We start from the raw sequence: 20,878 nt of genomic DNA on the forward strand, positions 1-20,878 counted from the left end.
TTTAATGCGAAAATTCCGTTATCAGCGCTTGATTTCCAAGAGGGTATCTGACCCCAGTCGTTCAATCTTCCATAGGTGATTCCTTTATTAGTTATCGACCGCGTAATAGGCGCGAGCTTGCGAGTGTCCTAATTGACGCGTTAGTTAAACGTTTTTCTGGTGATGGCTAATCGCTTTCTTTATGTCATCCATAAATCCATCATTTGAAGCATCGATATATCTATAATCTTGCATTAGAGGAGGCATGTCAGAATGCTCAACATCGATATTGATGATCACGAATTTTTTTGAACTATCTCTCATTCTCTGCTGCATAAAATAATTTGCCTCAGCAATCGTCCATCCTGATTTTACGTTTAGGAAATTTCTTGAAAGAAATATAAGACCAAAATTACAATTCCTTAGCCCATCATTTATTTTGTCAGTAATACTTTCTCCCGGAGCAATTTCCTCTTTGTCATACCAAGCACGAACTTCAGATTTTTGAAGCTCATTAAAGACGCCATCTACAAACTTCTTGTCTTTACTGGAATGAGATAAAAACACTGTGAATTTATCCATAGTGACTGGTTTTCCCCATACACCAAAAAATACATCTCTGTCTGGAAAGAAAAACGCCCCATTTGTTTCAGACGTCATATTGGTATCCGCGTCTTCCGGAGTACTCACGGAAATAACGTTGTACGACTTATTCTCCATCGAGGCCAAAAGATCATCAACAAACCTGTTATAAGCTCTTCTCGTAGTCGGATATTTACTAGCCAAATACTTATCAAAATCTTCATGTGATTTCTCGAAGTTTAGAAGCCACAGAAGCTCGAAGTGATACGGATTGTTATTAACGAAAAGGAGTGATCCCACCAAAGCGTTTCTGTCGTATCGAGACAAAATATCCTTTACAAAGTCTCGCTCTCCCTTCCGGTTCCCATAATCCAGCTCTAGCAAATAAGACCTATGTTCCTCTTTCAATGTTCAATCCTTGGATTACGTTTAACGCCAAGCTCAACTGCGTAGCAAACTGGCGGTTTTTGTGCGGTTTTTTTGCACAAAAAGTGACTGTTTTCGGAGTCAGTTTGTAGCTTCTTGTTATGTGTTTAAATTCCATTGACTAGACCGTCAGCCCTATTGATTACTCTTTGGGATAAAAAAACCATATCGCCCTACGGTTCTATCTTCTGTGAATTCGGTATATCCAATATCAAGTGATTTTGGATTGGATGGCCCATCATTATCTAAAATAATAATTTGTCCAAGCCCTTTATATTTAGCAATGCTAGTATAAAAAGCCTCTTTAGTTTCATCGCTGATGATGTCGTTATTGTCTATTTCTGGAGATTTCTTAACATGCCTTGAGCGCAAAGTACACAAAGGGGAATCTAATATTACTACTCCACTATGCGGAAGGTCGTTTTTTAAGCATATATGCATGAGTCCGATACTAAATGCCGAATAAGATAAGGCACGATATCCCTTACCCGCTAGGTTTCTATCATAACCATCAATTACTAAATCACAGGTATCCTCACTAAATGATACTGACGTATTTTCTCCGTATCCCCACTCATTCAGCAGCTTCTGAACAATCATGCAAAAATCACTTGTAGTAGAGGTAGTCAGCTCATCAAAGTTATAGTCACCATCCATAGGGTCGATTTCAACTTCATATAGCGACTTTTGATCCATTAGATCATTTAACTTCGTTACCAACCTAAATGCATGTTTACGATCCCTAAGGGTAACTCGCAGAGTATCTAGATTATTTACAGTGCACTTGATGAACTCTGATATGAATTGTGATTTATCTATCTGGGCCCTGTTATGGTTTGACTTACTATTCTCGATTTCCACAAGCAAACTGTCTTTTTCAAGAGCAAGATTATCTCTAGTCTTTCCAAGTTCATTCTTTAATGAATCTATCTTTGCAATCTCCGCATTGGATGCCAACAAAATATTATCAACATCCTCTGAACTACAAGCGTCATGATTCTCTAAATCGTATTCAGAGTTACAAATTGGGCATAGTCCGATGTCTAAGCTAGTATAAGCAGTGCTAGCCTCTTGCAGTGACTCAAGTCTAGACAAGTCGCTATCATAGTGCTGGTTTAGAAGCGCAAGCCTAGAGATGAGTTCATTAACGGTTAACAATCTTGACTCGCTTTCCTTCCATTTCGTCCAATAGCTATCAATTGTTGACTCATATACATCAACCCTTTCGTAGAGTGCTTCTAGCCTCTCGTTTTCAAATACAATTGAGGCTCCTAACTTCTCTATTTGCTCACCTAGCTCATCTGGGTTTATAGATATAACATCAAATTCAGAAAGTTCTCTTTGGTAATCATCAATCAGACTGTCAAGAACCTCCATGCGGCCTTTTCTGTTGTCAATAACCTTCTGTTTTGGTTTAGATTCTATGCCGCTATCGTCTTGCCCTGTCAGCAGAACTCTTAATACTGACTCCTCTTTAGGTTTTTCCCCGTTTTGACCTGTGTAGACAGGAGAATCCTCTTTAATTATTGAAATCTCGTCAATGAGAAATAGATGCCTTAAGAAAGAAAATGATAGATTATCGGCAACTCCGCTCTTATTCCTTCTAACCTTCTTGTCTTTTAGATTTGAGACTGACAAGAAATACGAATTAAGCGTTCGATTCTTTTTCGTAGCTTTCCTTCCTACGATCAGGATTTCCGGCTCATTAATATAATCAGGGATTTCAGCGTAACTACATTCATATAAAAACGCATCACCGCCGGTTAAGCTTCTACGAATGGTGTTTGTGGATTCATTCGCCAAGAATATTTCTAAGTAGCAGTCATCATAATCATAGGACTCTTTAATTTTCTTAGGTTTTTTTGTGCTGCCCAATAAATATTTAAGGCATTGAAAGATATATGATTTACCGGTATTTGAGGGCCCAATTATTACGTGTGTGCTTGACGAAAACTTGATACTCGCATCATTGCAAGTTATGCCTGTTGCAATTAGTTTTTTTATTTCTAATCCATTATTCATAAGTAAAACTCTCCACGAACAATGGACTCATTGACGAATTCACCACCCCAAACGTCAAGTTTGTCATTTACTAGTCCCTTTAAATCCTCAATGCTGTACCCGCCAAATGTTTCAAAAACCCAGTCTGCAATTTCAATTATTTTTCGTGTATAGCCGGCTTGCAACGAGTCCAAGAATGGTGAGCTAACTTCTGTAGCAGCGTACGTGATACCAGATGAAGAATATCTGGCTTCGATTAAGCCCTTGGCAATCATGTTTTTGAGCCCGCTTTCGATAATTGGCCTTTTTATTAAAATCTCGCCTGACCGGTGGGGCGTATCTGGGTGTATGCTTTTGGGACCATTCTCAACATCCCCAGAATGAACTAACAGGTAGTCATAAATTACCAATCTCTCAAGATCATAATAATGTGGATAAGCGGCTACTAAAAGCGTCAAACTACGTAGGCCTGATTCCATGGGAGAATTAAACAAACTTGATAAATTACTCATTTTCACACCATGATACATCGTCATCTTTGTTGGCCAGCTGATGGCAAATGCCGCCCCTATCATTAACTGTAAGGCAAGATGTTAGTGGAGTAAGTGGAAGCTGAAGCTTTTTAGCTTCACTAACCGCATCTTTCACTTTCTCAAAGCCACTTGTATGGCTCGAATCTAAAATGTCAGATATCCCATTCTTAATTTGATTCTGAATGCTATCAAATGAGCCATTTGGCATAGTATCTCTTGAGAAATTCCTTAATGCTTCAGCATTAGCGAAATCTTCGCGAGATCGTTTTAGATGTTTTTTGTAGGGTTTTAGATTATTAGCCTCATCCACATTGGTGATACTTTCTTCAGCATGACTATCGTATGCAGAAAGCAACTTTGTCACGTAGGTTATCTCATTGTTTCCTACGTTTTCAGGAACTTCTGGAGTAATAGGCCTTTCTGGTAATGGAACTCCAAATCTCACGACGTGAAATTGAGTTTTACTATGTTCCATAATGATTTTAATTGTAGCGATCTTGTCAAAGGCGCTAAAATCTAGGTTTCCTATATATTCTTTTAGTTCATCTGTTAATTCAATTTTACTGATTTCAGTTATGTCGTTTCTACAGTAGTTTTCCCATTTTTCAAACAGCTCTTTCTTCAAGTCGTCAGGCTTTTTTAGTAAGTTAGAAAGCTTCGTTCCAATCCCCAAAGGGGCTATAAAATAATACTTCCTTGGAAACGGGTAGTCATTCACAAAAGAGTAGTAGCAGATTTTTCCGATCTCCTTCCATATTTTTGATGGAGACAGTGGGGCAGCGTAATGCTTGCACTGATAGTTATCCCAAATATAGACATCGTTTCCAACAGGATTGTCTACGTAGCCGACTACATCTCTACCCTGATCTCCGGCGCCACCAAGTCGTTCAAAGTCATAATAATCTGACGACCTATGACTCATCCACTCCTCAATAAACTCTTCCCATTCATCCGCAGACATTGTGGATATCTGGTTTTGTACTGTAACGTGTTTCCCAGAATTCAAAACTATACGATCCTTTTTTATCTAATCTTGCTATCTGATATATTAACTAATAGCCGAATGAAGCATAAAAACTGCTCGCGCACATAACGCCCAAAACAGAGGCGAATTTACGCGTGCTCCGGATTTTTCTTGTTATGCTGCTTATACTCGGTAGATCCTACAACAACAAGTGCGACTCCGAAGTTAATGGATAGCAGGTCTGCAGCACGCCTTAGATAGCCATTCCTATTTCTATTCTTTTGCTCGATATCGAGAAGTTCTTCATTCGCTGATTTTAGAGCAGACTCCACCTCAGAGTCAGTTATTCGATTTGATACGCTAAGAAAAATCTCTTTCGCGAAGTTTTCGTCGATCTCTCGCCAATGAATGGACGACTCCCGGTAGATGGCTTCTATCTCATCTCCTCTTCTGGAAGAATCAAAAGAACTCACCTCTGAGTGGACTTTCCAGGTTCTGTTGCCAGGTTGGAACGTAATATGATGCTGATCAGCGTTGCGCTCCTCTTTGCATTCGTTCAATGGAATTAGCCTAGAGTTTGATAGTAGCTGTCTACTCAGAAAGGCACTATTAAATTTTTCTATCCCTGAAAACTCAGGCGCAACATAAAATGTATTTGGATGGTTTTTGGCATGCCTAACTAATGTATTGTGCTGCTTATTGTAGTCACGCTTGTGCAAAGAAAACCTATAATAGGGCGATATGTAAGTTCCATCTTTAATATACTTTGCATTTCCATTGGACAAATAGTCGCTGAGCTTAAATTGGTAATAGAAATCAGTGCCTATCAATGGCAGATGCGCATCCCAGCCCTCATCCTTCTCTTTCTGGAGACTTGGCAATATTGGGGCGGCAGTCAACGAGCTCCAATTTGCTTGGGTTTGCTCATATAAAAAACCATACCCAAAAGTGAATTCAGAAATTCCAGTACTTACCATTTCATTCCTTAGAGCATCCTCGATATACAACTAGCGGCATAACAGTATTAGGCGGAATTTCGTTTAAACAACACAAGCTCATGTCTCTTTTTATTACTTTTCGACAAAAAACTTATAAAATCAATAATTTAGAGAATATTTATTGGCATTCGACGACTACAAAAAGAAGCCCTTGTGTTTAACGAGACTCTATAAGGTCTTTTATGCACCCAATAAAGAATAAAAACTCCAGTAATTTCATAGAGTTATAGCGGTGCTGCTGTGTAACACAAGTCAGGCGAGTAAGGTTTTACATTTCAAACAATAAAAATGCATCAACCACCTCGCGCTACATTAAGTGTTCCGCGAATGATTGGCAGGCTAAAAAGGAGAGAAAAGACTGACGGCGCTCTGGGCTTTGCTCTTTGTTGTCTCACCTTCCTGACTGGCTATCTCTGAGGGAGTGGTGCCTGCCTTCTGGCAGGTTTGGTTTTCAACCATACCCCTTACGCGCTATGTGGCTTACTGTGCCATGATGTGGCGGGGTTGGCAATCTTGCAGGCTGTTGTAAAACCCCTTGCATGCTCAGCGTGGCCTGAAGCGTGCAGCTGCTGTGCATTGTCTCGACGGACAGGGTGGTTCCCTTTGCTAGAGATAAGGCGCGGCAGATGTGCGCTTCAGACCACGCCCCACGGGGCTTTCAGGCTGGCCCGTACTCGTCGTTGCCACGTTTCGATGGGTGGACACACACCTTCAAAATGGCGCCTAGATTACGAACCAGCCTGAAAGCCTGAGTACGTAAGGGGTTTTACAATAGCCTGCTAGGGCGGCGTTGGTTTTATTTCCCACACAAAAAAGTCACTCGCCACGCCCGGCGACGCGGGCTTATAAATCCACGCCCCTTTTTTAATGCGCCCGCGTCGACCACATCGCCAGCGCGTCACCTTTACGGTAAAGAAATGAAGGGTGAGATCTGAATGGCACTTACTTAAGCCTCGTCATTCCCGCGCAGGTGGGGATCCAGTGGGTTTAAATACCGGGGGCTCTGGATTCCCGCCTGCGCGGGAATGACAAAAGCCGGGGCTTCAGTGCTAACAGTCTGCTAAGTAAGTGCCATTCGGGTGAGATATAACACGTTACGCCTTCAATACGGTGTATTTACGCAGTCCAGCTCGTTCCGGCTACCAGAGCGCGGGTGCATAGTTATAGAGGTTTGGATATACGAAATAAAAAAGGCGACCCTAAGCAAGTCGCCTTTTTTGTGCGTGGGTAATAGCGCTTTATTCTGCCGCGCTTGTTATCGCCTCAATCAGCTCGGGGTACACCTGCGCCCCGGTGCTGCGATTAAACAGCCCTAAGCCGCCATTGCCGGTAACACCGTTATCCCAGTAAACGGGCACCATTTGATGGGCTAAGGCCGATTCGGTAACGGCTCGGTTCCAGGCAATACGATAGGCTTCGTGTTCGGTATTGTCGGCACGACGGATGGCGCCGTACTCGCCCAGAATAACGCCCACGCCATGGGCGACATAGGTGTCCTGCATTTTTGTAAACTGCGCGTTTAGATGATCCTCATGGGCCCAGCTTTCGGTTTTGGCCGGGTCGGCGGCATCGTCGCCCCACTGGGTAACGGTGCTGTCCTCATTTAAAGTAAAGTTAAATGGGTCGTAGTAGTGCACTTCCATTAACAGTTTATCGTTGGCCGGGTCGCTGGGGACGGCGGCAAAGTTTACGGTGTGGTCGATGTTGGTGTTAAAACCCTGCACCACTAAAAAGCGCGAGGCGTTGTTGCCGCCGGTGGCGCGCACAGTATCGACAAACACTTGGTTAAAGCCGTTTTGTACGGTGTAGTACTCCTCAGTAGGCGTACCGTAGTCGCCCTCGACCATCACCTCGTTCGTGCCGGCAAACAGTAAGCGCTCGTCGTAGCTGTTAAAGCGGTTGGCGATTTGCGTCCACATAATGGCGAGTCGCTCGTTAACGTACGCCTGCTCGGCGTAGGTGGGTTGCATCCAGCCGCCGTCCCAATGCAGGTTGAGTAGTACGTACAGGTCGGCCTCGAGTGCGTCATTCACCACCTCCTCAACCCGGGCTAGCCAACTCTCCTGAATGATAAAATTGGCCTCATCGGAGAAGCGGCTCCAGGCAACCGGTAGGCGAATCGTATCAAAGCCGGCCGCTTTAACAGCGTTAATAAGCTCGGGGGTGGCTTTGGGGTTACCCCACGCGGTTTCGCTGCCGATGGCCTCCAGGGTGTTACCCAGGTTCCAGCCGGTGCCCATACGCTGGCTTAGCGCAACACTGGTAAGTGGGTTGTTGTCGCCCGAGCTTGTGCTAGAGCTGCCGGGTGATGCGGGGGCGGCCGAGCTGATCGAGCTGGAAGCGTTGGCGCTTGCGGTGGACGATGAGCTGGACGATAGCGGGGCTACGCTGGGGTTGCTGCCCCCGCCAGAGCTGCCGCAGGCGGTAAACGTCAGGCAGAGCAGTAGGGCGAAAATCCTGAGAAGTAAGATCGCAATGGGCTCTTTCAGTATATATTATATGTAAAGTTAATTTTTTAAATGCGGCTTAAGGCAATCGATGTGTAATCTGAAGAGTTTGCGCAACGACATTGCGGCATCAGGCTGCTATCATCGATAGCTAACCGCTAATAGCCTCGGTAGGGCACTGTTAGTATCACGAGCACCCCCTTACAACACGCAAGACGAGGACGAGCAATTGTTTGGCTGGACGTTTTAGCAGAGCCTTGCCAGTATCAGATAATAGACGGTCGTGCGTTGAAAGCTGGGGTGGCATTATTTTACTGTCGGCGCAAGGCTGTGCGGCGTTGATCGCCGTCTGGCTGTGATACCTCAGCTGTACGCCAGTTATTGGTGTATCGTCGAGTTTTGGCTCCTATGGTGGCTACCGGTGGTTGTTACGGCCCGGTCAATGAATGGCAGTATTTCCATCGACGGGCGAATCCACTAGTAAGCGCCAGCAAAACACGCCTGTTTGGTTAACGTTATTTAACCCAGGCGTGGTTTACTTCGTCAGCAACAAAGCCTATACAGAACGGCTGATAGTAATCGATAAAATGGTAGGATAAAAAACAATGCAAGAGTCCTGGAGATGGTTTGGCCCAACAGATTCCATATCATTGGAGAAAATTAAGCAGGCGGGGGCAACGCATATCGTTACCTCGATGCACGAAATCCCCACCGGTGACGTTTGGCCCGCCGCAGACGTTATCGCCCGCAACGAGCTGATTAAGTCCTCGGGGTTAAATTGGAATGTGGTGGAGAGTATTCCGCTGCACAACGATATTAAAACCCGCAGTGGCGATTACTTGCAGTTGATTGAAAACTACAAAGAGTCCATCAGAAGCGTGGGCAAAGCGGGCATAGCGGCGGTGTGCTACAACTTTATGCCAGTGGTTGACTGGACTCGCACTAATTTAAGTTATCGCCTGCCCAATAGCAGTCAGGCCCTGCGATTTGAAATTACCGATTTTGCCGCCTACGACGTGTACCTGCTCAAGCGCGACGGCGCCGAATCTGATTACACCCAGGCGGTACTCGATAAAGCCAAAAGCCGCTTTGAAGCCATGAGCGAGCAAGAGCAGCTGCTGCTTGAAAAAAACATTATCGCCGGCTTGCCCGGGGGTGAAGGCTCTTACACGCGCGAGTCTATAAAAGTCGCGATCGAGCAATTTATCGCCCTTGGTACCGAGGGCATGCGCCACAACTTAATGGAGTTTTTAAAAGCCGTGGTGCCGGTGGCCGAGGAAAGCGGCGTTAAGTTATGTATCCACCCGGATGACCCGCCGTTCTCGTTGTTTGGTTTGCCCCGCGTGGTCTCAACGGCCGAAGACGCCCGTAAAATTCTGACCACGGTAGACAGCCCGGCCAATGGTTTAACCTTATGCGCCGGCTCTTATGGCGCGCGCTGTGACAACGATTTGGTCGCTATGGCCGAAGAGTTTGGTTCGCGTATTTACTTTGTGCATTTGCGCAATGTTAAGCGCGAAGAAGACGGCTCGTTTTTTGAGTCTGATCACCTTGATGGCGATAACGATATGGTCGGGCTGATCAGCGCGCTCTTAAAAGAGGAGCGTCGTCGCCAGCAGGCCGGTGAAGATATGCCCTCCATCCCCATGCGCCCCGATCACGGACACCTAATGGCCGACGAAGAAAAAGCCGAGGGAGTGAAGCCCGGTTACTCTTACAGTGGCCGTATGCGCGGTTTGGCTGAGTTGCGCGGGGTGATTCACGCGATTACGCGCTTGGGGGTATAAGTTGCAAGGTAATAATTCGTGTCAGCTTTGATCTCAGAGGCTGTTATAGGGTGATGCTGCTGCCTGAATATGTTGGTGGTTAGGTAGTAGCATTATTTAAAAAGACTCAGTTGATGCTCGCGTAAGAATGCAATGGTTTCGGCGCATGGCTCGGTTTTGCAGCGTGGAATCGAGTTTGCCAAAGCCGTCTTGTCGGTCGGCGTGTTTTTTATGGCCTGTTCGGCGTTGGTGAAGTAGTGCTCGACGTGCTTCGCCCGGGCGTGTTGTGTGACAGTTGCGTAAGAAAAAAACACAGCGAGCAGCAGTGTTAGTGCGGCGGCCGCTTTACCGCCGGACTTTTTGTCGCTTAATGATAAACCGATTGCCGCGGCGATGTAATAGACCGTAAAAAATCGGGCAAAGCGTCGCGCATCAAAAATATAAGCGCCGGCGTCTTGGTATCTTGCCAGTAATATCGTTACCCAGGCCACCAGCGAAAATAAAAATAACAATAGGGGTAGCTGACTCTTTTTTAAGCCGCCGCCCAACATGTAATAGCCCATCCCCGTAAGCGTTATTAACAACCCCACGATACCAATCAATACCTGCCAGATACGGTAATCCCCATGAAATACCGACGATTCAGACAATAAAGTTTGATCAGCGAGTGGCAGAGAAAAGGTGATAAACAGCGATTGTAAGACAGAGTCAAGGCTGCTTAACATCGAGACCGCAGACTCACTAAAGCTGGAGCGCCCTTCTATCCCCGAGCCGAGCAGCAAGTATTGCGCTAACAATATAAGAGTAAAGGTAAGCCAAAGTGTTGCTGTTTTACGCCATGGGTATTGCTTAAGCGCGCTATGCAAAAGGCTCCAGCCCAGTACGGTAAGCACGGCCATTAAGCCAATTGTCTCGGTAAAAACAACCGTTGCTGCAAACGCCACTAAAAATCCGTAAAAGCTAAATTTATGGCGCAGGGTTAAGTCAAACAGACACAGTAGGGCGAGTGCGAATAAAAAATACAAGTATTCAAACAGTACTAGCCCCCAGGGGAAGTCCGATAGTGGGCTGGCAAAGCCAAGCGTAAGCAGCAATAAACAGGTATAACCCTGAGTGTTTAATTGATACTGATGCAGAGCAAGATAATACCAAACCAAAAGGCCCCAAGTGAGTAAGTAGGCGATTAAGCCAATATAGGCCATGTGGGTATAGTCGAGACCGAATATTTGATAATCAATATAGATAAACAACAGCGTTAAATAGTGCGAGTGCCCTAAAAAAGAGTATTCGCCGGTAATGTATTGCCAAAAATTAATATCGCTTTCAATAAAGGGTATGAGCAAAGCCTGCATCCAGCGCCATTCATCCGAGAGAGGCACAGGGTTGATCACCGCGAGAATATAACCAAGCGTAAGGCCTAGTATGACTAACGGTGGGATAGCTTTAATGGTGAATCGGACAAGACTTTGCGAGCTAGTGACCAAGAGGCACCTAGAGTTTCTTACCAGAGTGTGAGGGCCTAAGCTTTTATGAGCTTTTATGAGCTTTTATGAGCTTAGTTGAGCGGTAAGATTTTGCCAAACAACTGTTGCAGTTTTGTTTCAGCGTGCTTGGGGGGGTGATAAGGCTTTGAGTCTAAGCTTTTATAACGAGTGGCCCGGCGAGTGCCGGGCCATCGCTTTGTGCGGCATCAGTGCCCGGATGGGAATGGATACCAGGCGTCGGGTACGTAGCGGATTTTCTCCTGGCTTTTGTAAAACTCTAGCGAATGCGCCGGCTCGGGCGAGCCTTTGGGCAGTGCTAAACCATTAACACTGGCAAAGTAGCTGATGCAGGCGTCGCGCCAGTAAATGGCGTCGCGCAGTTGTACTTTTAACTGAGCTTGTACCTGGGCAAAACGCTCGGCGTCAATGCTACCTTCGAGTGATTGCCACTGGGTTTGCATGGCGCGCACTTGGGCGACGCCCTCGTCGTATTTATTTACCAGCTCGTGCCACAGGGTATTGCCCGATTGCATGGTGTAGTCCCACGGTAAATGATGGAACCAAAGCATTAAATCTTCAGGGGTGGTTTCAGGCTTGGCAAACTGTTGGGTTATTGGCCCAAAGTATTGTTCGATGGCGTTAGAGCCGCTTTTGGTGCGATCGTAACCGATGCCGTCTTTATCGGCCTTGTGATAGTAAAAGGCAGTCCAGTCGGGGCGGCCAGATTTATCGTGCCACGGCGCCGGGCCGTAGTGGTGGCCCTGAGCGTATAGGTGGGTTAAGCCAAGCGGCATGCGGTAGTTAACGCCGGCCTCGCGGCTTATGGCCATGATGTCGCTAAGGGGGTTTAGCACCTCTTTTTGATTGTTAAAGGTCATGCGCGCCCATTCATCGGCAGCGGCGGCGGAGCTTAAATCAAGGTTCCAGGCCATGCGGCCAAACGCGTACCAGCTGGCTTGCACAAAGGTGTGGCCGGTCCAGTTGCGATCGGTGCCGGGGTTGATAACCGCGGCCATACCGGTGTGTTTATAGTCGAACACGTCACCGGCTAAGATTTTGCTAATGGTGCTGCCTTTGCCCTGGGCGTAAGTGTCGGCCTGCAGCGCTTCTTCAAACAACGGGCCTTGATAGGCTAAATGATTGGAAAAACCAAAGTACTCTTGGGTAACTTGCAGCTCGAGGGCGATATTGGTTTTTTGCAGCGCGCCAAATAACGGCGAGAACGGCTCGCGCGGTTGAAAGTCGATGGGGCCGTTTTTAATTTGCACAATTACGTTGTCGCGGAATTTACCATCCAGCGGTTTAAATTCGTCGTAGGCTTCGCGAAACCGGTCGCCCTGCTCGGGCGCATATACAAACGCGCGCCAAAACACCAGGCCGTTGTAAGGCGCCAGTGCGTCGGCCAGCATATTGGCGCCTTCGGCGTGGTTGCGGCCAAAATCTTGCGGGCCGGGTTGACCCTCTGAGTTGGCTTTAACCAAAAAGCCACCAAAGTCGGGGATGTACTCGTACACTTTTTTAACGCGCTCTTGCCACCACTGTTGCACCTTGGGGTCGAGCGGGTCGGCGGTGTCAAAGTCATCGAGCAACATGGGCGAATTAAACTTAACCGACAAATACAGCTTAATGCCGTAGGGGCGGAATACCTCGGCCAGCGCGGCGGCCTTGGCTAAAAAGGCATCGCTTAAGATGCGCGCGTCGGCGTTGACGTTATTAATAACGGTGCCGTTAATACCGAGCGAGGCATTGATGCGGGCGTAATCAACATAGCGCGGGTTGCTTTGGTACTCGGGCAGGTTGCCCCACTCCCACAGGGATAATCCCGCATAGCCGCGCTCGACGACCCGGTTGAGGTTGTCCCAGTGGTTGACCACCCGGTGTTGCACCGAGGGTGACGACTGCACGTTAACGTCGCTGATATCGCTGTGGGTTTGCAGCAGACGCAACAAATGAAATGCGCCGTAAAGCGCGCCAGTATCACTGTTGGCGGCAATTACCGTGGCCTTGTGGTTATCGGCCAGCGTTGCGCGCTGGATGATATAGCCCTCGGGCCCCACGGCGTTAAGTTGCGCATCCAGCTGGAGCTTAGCAATGGCGGGCGAGCTGGCAGGGGTGCCGATAATTAGGCTACCGCTGGCATCGGCGCTTTGGCTGAGCTTGGTGTTTTGTGCCAGCAAGCCGTTGAGACCACGCACGAGCTCATCGCGGGCCGCTTGTTGGGTGGCCGATTGTGCGCTGCCGACAATTTGTTGCAGCTGCTCGCGGTATTGCTGTTGCTGGTTGGTGTCGCTGATGGCGTCGTAGCGCAGCCACATTCGGTAGCCGTCTTCGGCCTGGGCGGTGGTGCAGAGTAGTGCCAGCATTACGCTGGCAAGCAGCACAAAATATTTGGGTGTTCGATACAGTCGGAGCATGACGGTGGTGTCCTGTTTTATCTAGTTATGGTCATTGTGACCATCATAGCATTGCGCCGGGTTTGGTGGGGCGTATCCTGCGATTGTTGACAAAAATTGACGTTACTTCAGTGTAGCGCCAGAACCAAGCCTATGCCGGGGCGTTGGGTTGTTGGTTGGTGGGTAGGGCCAGCACGCGCTCCCACAAATCGTTGGTCCAGCGGGCTAGCTCGTGGATAAAGGGTTCGTGTACCAAAGCGGGGTCGATGCACCATAAATCGATATCGGCGTGGCCGATGGCGGCGTACTCCCAGTCGATAAGGTACAGGCGGCCACCGGTGTCGAGCACATTCTCGGGGATCAGGTCGTGGTGGGTGAGTTGTGCCGGCCAGGGCGCTGCATCAAAGGCTTTTAGTGGCGGCACAAACTCACTCCAGCGCTGGCTTAGCTCTGGGGTGACGGCGTTGGCGGCCTCGAGCTGCTGCATATAGTGGGTGAGGTAGGCGTGATAAGAGCGGGTGGCCGTTGCCGGGCTGAGCTCGCGCACCGAGCGCAGCAGGCGCAGCAGCCGCGCTCGTTGTTGGGTGTTGGCAAAGTCCGCCGCCTGCCATACCCGCGCCTTAATAAACGGCAGTAGGGCAAAGCGGTGCTGCGGGTCCTGATATAAGGGCTGCGGGGCAATACCGGCGTTGGCCGCGCTAAACAGAATTTGTGCCTCGGCGTCGCGGTCAATGCCCAGCGCCGCGCTGCGACGGTTGTTAAGGCGCAATATCAGGGGCCCGTTAATACCCGGCGCTTCGATTTTAACGTTGCGGTTGGTGCGCCCACCGGGCACCGGGCCCAGCACTTTGGGCGGGGCGCTAATGGGTAGGGGCCACTCGCGCCAGCTGGCCAGTGCCGCTTGTAAGCTGATTGTATCAGGCACGTGCCGCCCCGGTGGTGGCATCAATGTGGTTATTGTAGTCCCGCCGCCAACTGATAAAGCCAAACACCGAGATCACTAAGTAAGTCACCAGCAAACCGGCGGTTAGGTACAGGCCACGGTCAATAAATAAGAAGATTGAGGTGGAGTTGATGATCATCCAATACAACCAGTTCTCTAACACTTTGCGGGCTACCATAAAGGTGGTTATGACGCTGGCCCAGGTGGTGAACGAGTCGACATAGGGCCAGGCGGCACCGGTGTATTGGTGCAGTAAGCTGCCGGAGGTAAGGGTGAGCAGCGCAATGGTTACAATGGTCAGGGCGTGTTTTTTGCCGCTCCAGCGTTGCACCGGCAGCGTGGTATCGCGCGCGCCGCCGTGGTGCCACTGCCACCAGCCATACACAGCCATCAACATATAGTAACCGTTAAGGGCCGACTCCATCAGCAGCTGTACATCCCAAAACAGGGCGGTGTAAATCGCGGTGCTGGCCAGCGCGCAGTACCAGCACAGGCTGTTTTGCCGCACGGCCAACAACAAATAGGCAATCGCCAAGATAACGGCGGCGATCTCCCAGCCCGACATCGCCTGCCAGGCGCTGGCTACTTGCTCGGTTACGCCGTCGCTCATGCGTCCTGCTCGGGCAGGGCGGCAAAGCCCGGTAAAAACTTAGCCACAAACACTGCTTTACCGTGTTCCTCCATACTGACTTTAAAGCCGTCGCGCAGTACGTCCATCACCCGGTCGTAATCGCCGGTAATGATGGTACAGGTGGCGACAGTTTGCAGCCGGATGCCCGGCTGCTCATTGAGCCAGTCGATAAACCCTTTAATCGGCGGCAGATAATCGCCGTTAAACGGGTACATACTGAGTTCTACGGATAATTGCATAGTGGCTCTCTGATGGTTGGGTTTGGGCCAGTTTACTTAAAACCGGTAGCTGGCGGTGGCGGCAATTAAGCGCGGCTCGCCAAACTGATAGTAAGGCTTGGTGCTATAGCCGTCGCGCGGGTCGTTGCCAAAGCTGCCAAAACCGCGGGTTTGGGTGTCTTCGTCGGTGAGGTTGCGGCCGTACAGCGCGACTTCCCACTGCGCCGTTTGGTAACCGATGCGGGCATTTAACAGCTCGTAGGACTCCGACTGCGCCTCGTGGCGGCTGGAGAAATAAAAGCTATCTTTGCCCTCTAGCTCGACGCGCGCGTACCAGTGGTCGGTAATGTTGAAAACCGCGCCGGTGGTAAATTGGTAGTGGGGCGCGTGGGGTAAATCGTGGCCACTAAGGTCGTATGGGGTGCCGCTGTCCGGGTCAGCCTCGGCGTGGGCGAAGCTTACAAAGTCGGTAAACTCACTGCGTAACAGCCCTAAGCTGGCGAACAAACTCAGCATATCGCTGGCTTGCCAGTTTACTTCGGCCTCTAGACCGTAGGTGGTGCCGGCGGCGGCGTTGGTGGTGTAGTCGATAAAGCTACAGGGGCAAATATCGCCTTCGTCGGGTTGTACTAACGATTGCTTGGTTTGCAGATCATCGCGGTCTTGGTAAAACAGCGCGATTTGGCTTTGCAAGCGGCCATCTTGGCTGGTGGTTTTAAGGCCGGCTTCGTAGTTCCACAAAAACTCGGGGTCGTACTCACGGTCTTCGGCAGGTATGTCGCTATTAGCGTTAAAGCCGCCGGCTTTGTAGCCGCGCGAGACAAGCCCATACCACAGGGTTGATTCATCGGGGCGGTACTCCAGCGCGAGTTTACCGCCCAACATATCGTCGCTGGGCTCGTAGCTAACGCCATCGCTATCGCGGTAATTGGCATCGCGCTGTTCGTAGCGCAGGCCAGTGACCAGTTGTAGCGTCTGGCTAAAAGGGATTTCCAGTTGCCCGTAAAGCGCGGTGTTGTCGCTGCTAAAGTCGCTTAAAAAGTCTTCGCTTAAATACGTGTATTCGCGGCGCAAATGTTCGGATTGATCGCGGTAGTAAGCACCCGCCACCCAGCCCAGCTCGCCGGCCTCGTGATCCGATACCAAGCGTACATCGAGCGTGCTGTTGTCGATTTCGCGCTGGTAATTGTCAAAAGAATTGTAGCCGTCGTAAACACAGGTGAAATCGACACAGATATCGGGATAGGCCCAGTCCTCGTCGTAACCGTATTCGGTGTCTGAGTTGGCGTTGCTGGCCAGCACTACGGCGTGGAACTCATCGCTTAATTGCCAGTTGGCTTTGACGGAGAAAGCCAGCGTCTCTTGCCGATCGTGACCGGGGTTGTCGGACAGCGTCGTGCGGGTATTATCCAGCGAGAAGCCGTCGTAGCCGTTATCGACGTTGACGTACATAGCGGTAAAATCCAGCGCCAGTGCGTCGCCGACTTGCCAGTTAAGCTTGCCGCGCGCGGTTTGCTCGTCGATGTTGGCGTTATCGTCGATATTTAAAAAGGCGTTTTCCTGGTAGCCGTCGCTGCTGTGCTGCTCCAGTGCTACCCGAAACCCAACATCATTGCTGATAGGGCCGCTTAATATCGCACTGGTGGTGTAGGTCTCGTAGTTGCCCACGGTGGCCGACAGCTCACCGCTAACGTCCTGGGTGGGGGTGCCCGATACCATGTTGATTAAGCCGGCCAGCGCGTTGGCGCCGTAGAGAGTGCCTTGCGGGCCGCGCAAAATCTCGACTTGCTGGATATCCAGCGTCGTGGCGGCAGCGCCAATACCGGTGAGGTCGATACCGTCAACTAACAGGCCGACCGACGGGTTGACCGGCTCGATAAACTGGCTGCGCTCACCGATACCGCGAATCTGAAAAAACCGCCCACGGGAGGCGCCGGTGGAGAAGTTCACATTGGGGGCGGTGTTTAAGATGCCGGCTAAGTGCTCGGCGCCGCGGGCTTTAATGGTGTCGGCACCAATCACGCTGGCGCTGGTGGAGATATCCTGCAAAGGCGCGGCGCGAAAGTCGGCGCTGACGATGATCTCTTCGATAGCTTGGTCCGCGGCATGGGTTTGCGCGGCTATCGCCAGGGTAAGGGCACTTAAGGTTAGGGTTTTAGTCATGGTGGAGTCTCCGGTAATGTGTAGGAGACCCGGTCTGCTTAACATAGCGTCGTAATTGGGGCACGTTGTTAGTGCTTGGCAGCCAAAGGCTCTGGCTGTGGGCGTATTATTGCTGTGCAAATAGTCCAATCCCTACGCCGGCATTAACCGGATCAGGTTCAACGGGTCCGCACTGTTTGCGTCTCAGGCCGACGGCTAACACCGCCTGGCCACCCCGAGGATGTCTTTCATTTTTCTACAAAGGCGGTATTTTATGCCGTTTTACATTCTCTAACCAGTGATAGTGCTTATTTTTGCGATGACAGGTCATTGGGGAAAGACGGCTGTGAGTATTTCCTGTTTATATTTTGAGCTGGCATGCGATTGAGCTTGCCGGGTCGCGGCTCTACAATTAGCGGTTCTACCTAAACCCGAGTGAAGACTGAGTTATGACACCCGATATCTTTTTAGAGCAACTCACCAGCGAGCCACTTAACATTGAGTTTGCCGAAACTATGGCCATTATCGATGCCTTTTACGATTACACGCCAACGGCGTTCACCAATGGCGAGCTGGAAAACGCCGCCGGCAGTAATGAAGGCTCGTGCAAAATCTTTGCGTTTGCCAAGCTCAATGGTCTGACGGAGGCGCAAACCCTGGCCTGTTTTGGCCGTTATTACCGGGATGATGTTTTGGCTCATCCAGAGGGCACCGACCACGGCAATATCCGCAACTTTATTCAGCACGGATGGGCCGGCATCGAGTTTCACGGCGAGCCGCTGCTTCGCAAAAACGTGTAATGAGCTTCTTTTGAGGTAATCCATAAGGGTGGGCACGACGTATGCTTAGCATCGCTGATTGATAGCGAGGTAACGTTTAGGAGGGTTGCTTGCCGCATTTATACACTCGAGTCGGATGCTTAATACTTATGGTTTTACTGGCCGGTTGCAGTGGTACCGATGTTTTAAATACCGTGAATGGCGCCGGAGGCTACCGAGCGGAATCCGATGTTAGCTATGGCGAGCATTCACGCCAGCAGCTGGATATCTACCGGCCCAAGCAAAACGATAACGCCTGCCTGATCGTGTTTGTCTATGGCGGTAGCTGGGATAGTGGCGCCAAAGAGCAATACGGTTTTGTCGGCGCGGCGCTGGCCCGCAAAGGCTACACGGTCGTCGTCCCCGATTACCAGCTCTACCCCGAGGTCACTTACCCGGTATTTGTTGAAGATGTCGCCCACGCGCTGGCCAGTAAGCCGCTCAGCGAATTGCGTCAAAAGCGTCGCTTAATCATGATGGGGCACTCAGCGGGGGCGATGATTGCTGGCTTGATCAGCTATGATCCGAAATATTTGAATGCAGTGGGGCTGTCCAGCGATATTATCGACGCTTATGTGAGTCTGGCCGGCCCGCATGATTATTTTTTGCCCACCCAAAAACAACGCTGGACGGAGATTTTTGGTGACGATGAATCGAAACAGGTTGACGCGCTAACGGTCAATCATGTGCGGGGCCAGAATCCTCCCACGCTGATTTTGCATGGCGCCGACGATGAAACCGTCACGCCTAAGTCGGCGATCTCGCTTGAGAAAAAACTGCAATCTGCCGGCGTACCCGTGACGCGCAAAACCTACGAGGGTGTCACGCACGTAAAACTTTTGGCTGCGATGGGCCGCCCGTTAGGTTTTTTGGCGCCGACCTTAAATGATGTGGACGAGTTTTTGCGCAAAACGTGTGGCAACGAGTAACGATTATTAAACTTCAGTCTCCCCGGTCTATCCGTAAAAATTACAAATAAATAAGGTTTTACGTAAGATAAATACAAAGACCGATACTGTATGGTTTCAGAAAAAAGTTGTTTCCCCTCTCAGACGGGCCGCCATTCGCGGCCCTTAGCCGATTTTTAGCGGGTTGCCTATGCTTGGCACGCCACATGCAATACCTCATGTACAACCTCGAAAGGGTTTTTAGTAAAGCAACAGGAATAATCATACTAGTTTTAGTGTGATTTTTAAAGCTTAATCATCATGAGGAATTACCATGAACAGTGATCAATTTGAAGGCAAGTGGCATGAACTGAAAGGCGGTGTAAAAGCCCAGTGGGGCAAGCTGACCAATGACGATATTGACCGTATCGAAGGCAACCAAGAAAAGCTTGCCGGAGAAATTCAGTCCAAGTACGGCAAGTCTAAGGAAGAGGCTAAAAAAGAAGTGAATGATTTTATTGATAGCCTCTAGTCTTACCTAGCTATCCGATAAAATAGCCGGCGGTGTTCACACCGCCGGCTATTTTTTTACATCTAGCTTATCAGGGCGACTAATTAGATTTTACTTTTGTAGAAAAATCACTAACACCTTTGTCCGTTCGTTTAATCGGTTTTATCGTGCCGTCATCATTAAAATACAGGTATTCAGCGGCGCTGTGACGCTGACGGCCGCAGGCTGAGTCGATGTCTAACCAACGGTGATAAAATAGAATCCATTGGCCTTGATACTCCACAATGGAGTGGTGATTATTGCTGTTGTGCTCTTGCCCCATGATTTCGCCCTTGTATTCCCAGGGCCCGGTGGGCGACTTTGACATATAGTAGCTGAGCACACGGTTATTTTCTGGCATGGTGAAGTAATAGCTATCGCCGCGTTTGAATACCCAGGGGCCTTCCATTTTTGGCTCGTAACCACCCATGTCCATTTTGACTAAATCGCCTTTTGTGCTGCGCATGTCGTCCGCCATTTTGATGACATGGTAATCGTGGTCTTTGGCGTGCACGTACAAATAGGCCTGGCCGTCGTCGTCAATAAATAGGCTTGGGTCATTGGCGTAGGGCGATGTCCACAGCGGCGCACCAATCTTATCTGTAAACGGGCCGGTGGGTGAGTCACTTTCGGCAATGCCAATGCCCATCCACTTGGTGCTGTTTTGTGGGTTAACTCTATCTTTGTGGCCGGTGCCGGCCGGGAACACTAAATAGTATTTGCCATTTTTATAGGCGGCATCTGGCGCCCAGGCGTAGTTGTCTGCCCAGCTTAAGTCGTCAACCGACAGCAATGGCCCATGAGTTTCCCAGTTTTGTAGATCCGTAGAGGAAAACGCGTACCAGTCTTTCATCCAAAAATCTTCCTGACACTCCTCATCGTGTGAGGTGTACACATACATTTTGCCGTCGTTCCAGACATGGGCAGAGGGGTCGGCGGTACGTAAGCCTTTGCCAAAGTTAAGGGGGTTGCCTTGCGCCGCTGTACCACTGTCTTCGGAGTGGTGGGCGCAGCTGATCATTGTTGCTGCTAGTAAAGCTGAGGCCGTTGCTGTTGTTATCTTTTTCATCATAAGGATTTCCTTCTATCTCAAAGGCTGCGCCACTGCACGTTACG

General features: G+C 49.4%; 18 protein-coding genes and 1 riboswitch. Of the genes, 5 read left to right on the forward strand and 13 right to left on the reverse strand.

Annotation, left to right across the window (positions count from 1 at the left end):
* Positions 1-144: 144 nt before the first annotated feature.
* The 6 genes from AAC019_RS11315 to AAC019_RS11340 form a co-directional block, all read right to left on the reverse strand.
* On the reverse strand, positions 145-969 hold the full coding sequence (locus tag AAC019_RS11315) for a toll/interleukin-1 receptor domain-containing protein (protein ID WP_339898996.1): 825 nt from the start codon (positions 967-969) through the stop codon (positions 145-147).
* Between the two features lie 153 nt (positions 970-1,122).
* Positions 1,123-3,009 (reverse strand): hypothetical protein, encoded by a 1,887-nt coding sequence (locus AAC019_RS11320; protein WP_339898998.1) that lies wholly within the window; start codon positions 3,007-3,009, stop codon positions 1,123-1,125.
* Complete coding sequence (locus tag AAC019_RS11325; protein ID WP_339898999.1) at positions 3,006-3,500, reverse strand: ABC-three component system middle component 2; 495 nt, start codon at positions 3,498-3,500, stop codon at positions 3,006-3,008. Before AAC019_RS11325 ends, AAC019_RS11320 begins: the two co-directional genes overlap by 4 nt.
* Positions 3,493-4,527 carry an ABC-three component system protein gene (locus tag AAC019_RS11330; protein ID WP_339899000.1) on the reverse strand — a complete coding sequence of 345 codons (1,035 nt, stop codon included), beginning with the start codon at positions 4,525-4,527 and terminating at the stop codon, positions 3,493-3,495. The genes AAC019_RS11325 and AAC019_RS11330 overlap by 8 nt, the downstream gene beginning before the upstream one ends.
* Before the next feature lie 107 nt (positions 4,528-4,634).
* Positions 4,635-5,462 carry a hypothetical protein gene (locus AAC019_RS11335; protein ID WP_339899001.1) on the reverse strand — a complete coding sequence of 276 codons (828 nt, stop codon included), beginning with the start codon at positions 5,460-5,462 and terminating at the stop codon, positions 4,635-4,637.
* Between the two features lie 1,259 nt (positions 5,463-6,721).
* On the reverse strand, positions 6,722-7,723 hold the full coding sequence (locus AAC019_RS11340) for a glycoside hydrolase family 5 protein (protein ID WP_339899002.1): 1,002 nt from the start codon (positions 7,721-7,723) through the stop codon (positions 6,722-6,724).
* Between AAC019_RS11340 and AAC019_RS11345 the strand changes: the two genes are divergently transcribed.
* Both AAC019_RS11345 and uxuA read left to right on the forward strand, forming a co-directional pair.
* A complete protein-coding gene (locus tag AAC019_RS11345) occupies positions 7,716-7,988 on the forward strand; it encodes a hypothetical protein (protein WP_339899003.1) in 273 nt (90 codons plus the stop codon). The two genes, AAC019_RS11340 and AAC019_RS11345, sit on opposite strands and share 8 nt — an antisense overlap.
* A gap of 547 nt (positions 7,989-8,535) precedes the next feature.
* Entirely contained in the window at positions 8,536-9,717 is a 1,182-nt protein-coding gene (gene uxuA, locus AAC019_RS11350; protein WP_339899005.1) for a mannonate dehydratase, read from the forward strand.
* 92 nt (positions 9,718-9,809) lie between these two features.
* Here the strand turns inward: uxuA and AAC019_RS11355 are convergent, their stop codons facing one another.
* The 6 genes from AAC019_RS11355 to AAC019_RS11380 form a co-directional block, all read right to left on the reverse strand.
* Positions 9,810-11,075, reverse strand: coding sequence for a hypothetical protein (locus AAC019_RS11355; RefSeq protein WP_339899007.1), 1,266 nt, complete (start codon positions 11,073-11,075; stop codon positions 9,810-9,812).
* Positions 11,076-11,386: 311 nt separating this feature from the next.
* Entirely contained in the window at positions 11,387-13,594 is a 2,208-nt protein-coding gene (locus AAC019_RS11360; RefSeq protein ID WP_339899009.1) for an alpha-glucuronidase family glycosyl hydrolase, read from the reverse strand.
* A 130-nt stretch (positions 13,595-13,724) separates the two neighbouring features.
* The gene (locus AAC019_RS11365) at positions 13,725-14,498 is read right to left on the reverse strand and encodes a phosphotransferase (RefSeq protein ID WP_339899010.1); all 774 of its coding nucleotides are present in this window, start codon (positions 14,496-14,498) and stop codon (positions 13,725-13,727) included.
* A complete protein-coding gene (pnuC, locus tag AAC019_RS11370) occupies positions 14,491-15,126 on the reverse strand; it encodes a nicotinamide riboside transporter PnuC (RefSeq protein ID WP_339899011.1) in 636 nt (211 codons plus the stop codon). The genes AAC019_RS11365 and pnuC overlap by 8 nt, the downstream gene beginning before the upstream one ends.
* Positions 15,123-15,386 (reverse strand): YkoF family thiamine/hydroxymethylpyrimidine-binding protein, encoded by a 264-nt coding sequence (locus AAC019_RS11375; RefSeq protein ID WP_339899012.1) that lies wholly within the window; start codon positions 15,384-15,386, stop codon positions 15,123-15,125. Before AAC019_RS11375 ends, pnuC begins: the two co-directional genes overlap by 4 nt.
* Positions 15,387-15,422: 36 nt before the next feature.
* A complete protein-coding gene (locus AAC019_RS11380) occupies positions 15,423-17,528 on the reverse strand; it encodes a TonB-dependent receptor (protein ID WP_339899013.1) in 2,106 nt (701 codons plus the stop codon).
* Between the two features lie 111 nt (positions 17,529-17,639).
* A riboswitch (TPP riboswitch) is annotated at positions 17,640-17,755 on the reverse strand.
* 201 nt (positions 17,756-17,956) lie between these two features.
* Between AAC019_RS11380 and AAC019_RS11385 the strand changes: the two genes are divergently transcribed.
* The 3 genes from AAC019_RS11385 to AAC019_RS11395 all read left to right on the forward strand — a co-directional run bounded on the left by AAC019_RS11385 (position 17,957) and on the right by AAC019_RS11395 (position 19,744).
* Positions 17,957-18,307 (forward strand): HopJ type III effector protein, encoded by a 351-nt coding sequence (locus tag AAC019_RS11385; protein WP_339899015.1) that lies wholly within the window; start codon positions 17,957-17,959, stop codon positions 18,305-18,307.
* Positions 18,308-18,435: 128 nt separating this feature from the next.
* On the forward strand, positions 18,436-19,254 hold the full coding sequence (locus AAC019_RS11390; RefSeq protein ID WP_339899017.1) for an alpha/beta hydrolase: 819 nt from the start codon (positions 18,436-18,438) through the stop codon (positions 19,252-19,254).
* A 292-nt stretch (positions 19,255-19,546) separates the two neighbouring features.
* Positions 19,547-19,744 carry a CsbD family protein gene (locus AAC019_RS11395; RefSeq protein ID WP_041522041.1) on the forward strand — a complete coding sequence of 66 codons (198 nt, stop codon included), beginning with the start codon at positions 19,547-19,549 and terminating at the stop codon, positions 19,742-19,744.
* Positions 19,745-19,823: 79 nt separating this feature from the next.
* On the opposite strand, the gene AAC019_RS11400 is transcribed toward AAC019_RS11395, so the two are convergent.
* Entirely contained in the window at positions 19,824-20,834 is a 1,011-nt protein-coding gene (locus AAC019_RS11400) for a family 43 glycosylhydrolase (RefSeq protein WP_339899019.1), read from the reverse strand.
* Positions 20,835-20,878: the final 44 nt, after the last annotated feature.

The organism is uncultured Gilvimarinus sp. (assembly GCF_963975215.1).
Classification (GTDB): Bacteria; Pseudomonadota; Gammaproteobacteria; order Pseudomonadales; family Cellvibrionaceae; genus Gilvimarinus.

Bases quoted from the DNA above. Each gene is read 5' to 3' on its own strand.
- AAC019_RS11340 (WP_339899002.1), bottom strand. From the start codon at position 7,723: ATGGGCACCGGCTGGAACCTGGGTAACACCCTGGAGGCCATCGGCAGC.
- AAC019_RS11325 (WP_339898999.1), bottom strand. From the start codon at position 3,500: ATGAGTAATTTATCAAGTTTGTTTAATTCTCCCATGGAATCAGGCCTA.
- pnuC (WP_339899011.1), bottom strand. From the start codon at position 15,126: ATGAGCGACGGCGTAACCGAGCAAGTAGCCAGCGCCTGGCAGGCGATG.
- AAC019_RS11395 (WP_041522041.1), top strand. From the start codon at position 19,547: ATGAACAGTGATCAATTTGAAGGCAAGTGGCATGAACTGAAAGGCGGT.
- AAC019_RS11385 (WP_339899015.1), top strand. From the start codon at position 17,957: ATGACACCCGATATCTTTTTAGAGCAACTCACCAGCGAGCCACTTAAC.
- AAC019_RS11320 (WP_339898998.1), bottom strand. From the start codon at position 3,009: ATGAATAATGGATTAGAAATAAAAAAACTAATTGCAACAGGCATAACT.
- AAC019_RS11375 (WP_339899012.1), bottom strand. From the start codon at position 15,386: ATGCAATTATCCGTAGAACTCAGTATGTACCCGTTTAACGGCGATTAT.
- AAC019_RS11400 (WP_339899019.1), bottom strand. From the start codon at position 20,834: ATGATGAAAAAGATAACAACAGCAACGGCCTCAGCTTTACTAGCAGCA.
- AAC019_RS11380 (WP_339899013.1), bottom strand. From the start codon at position 17,528: ATGACTAAAACCCTAACCTTAAGTGCCCTTACCCTGGCGATAGCCGCG.
- AAC019_RS11335 (WP_339899001.1), bottom strand. From the start codon at position 5,462: ATGGTAAGTACTGGAATTTCTGAATTCACTTTTGGGTATGGTTTTTTA.
- AAC019_RS11390 (WP_339899017.1), top strand. From the start codon at position 18,436: ATGGTTTTACTGGCCGGTTGCAGTGGTACCGATGTTTTAAATACCGTG.
- uxuA (WP_339899005.1), top strand. From the start codon at position 8,536: ATGCAAGAGTCCTGGAGATGGTTTGGCCCAACAGATTCCATATCATTG.
- AAC019_RS11360 (WP_339899009.1), bottom strand. From the start codon at position 13,594: ATGCTCCGACTGTATCGAACACCCAAATATTTTGTGCTGCTTGCCAGC.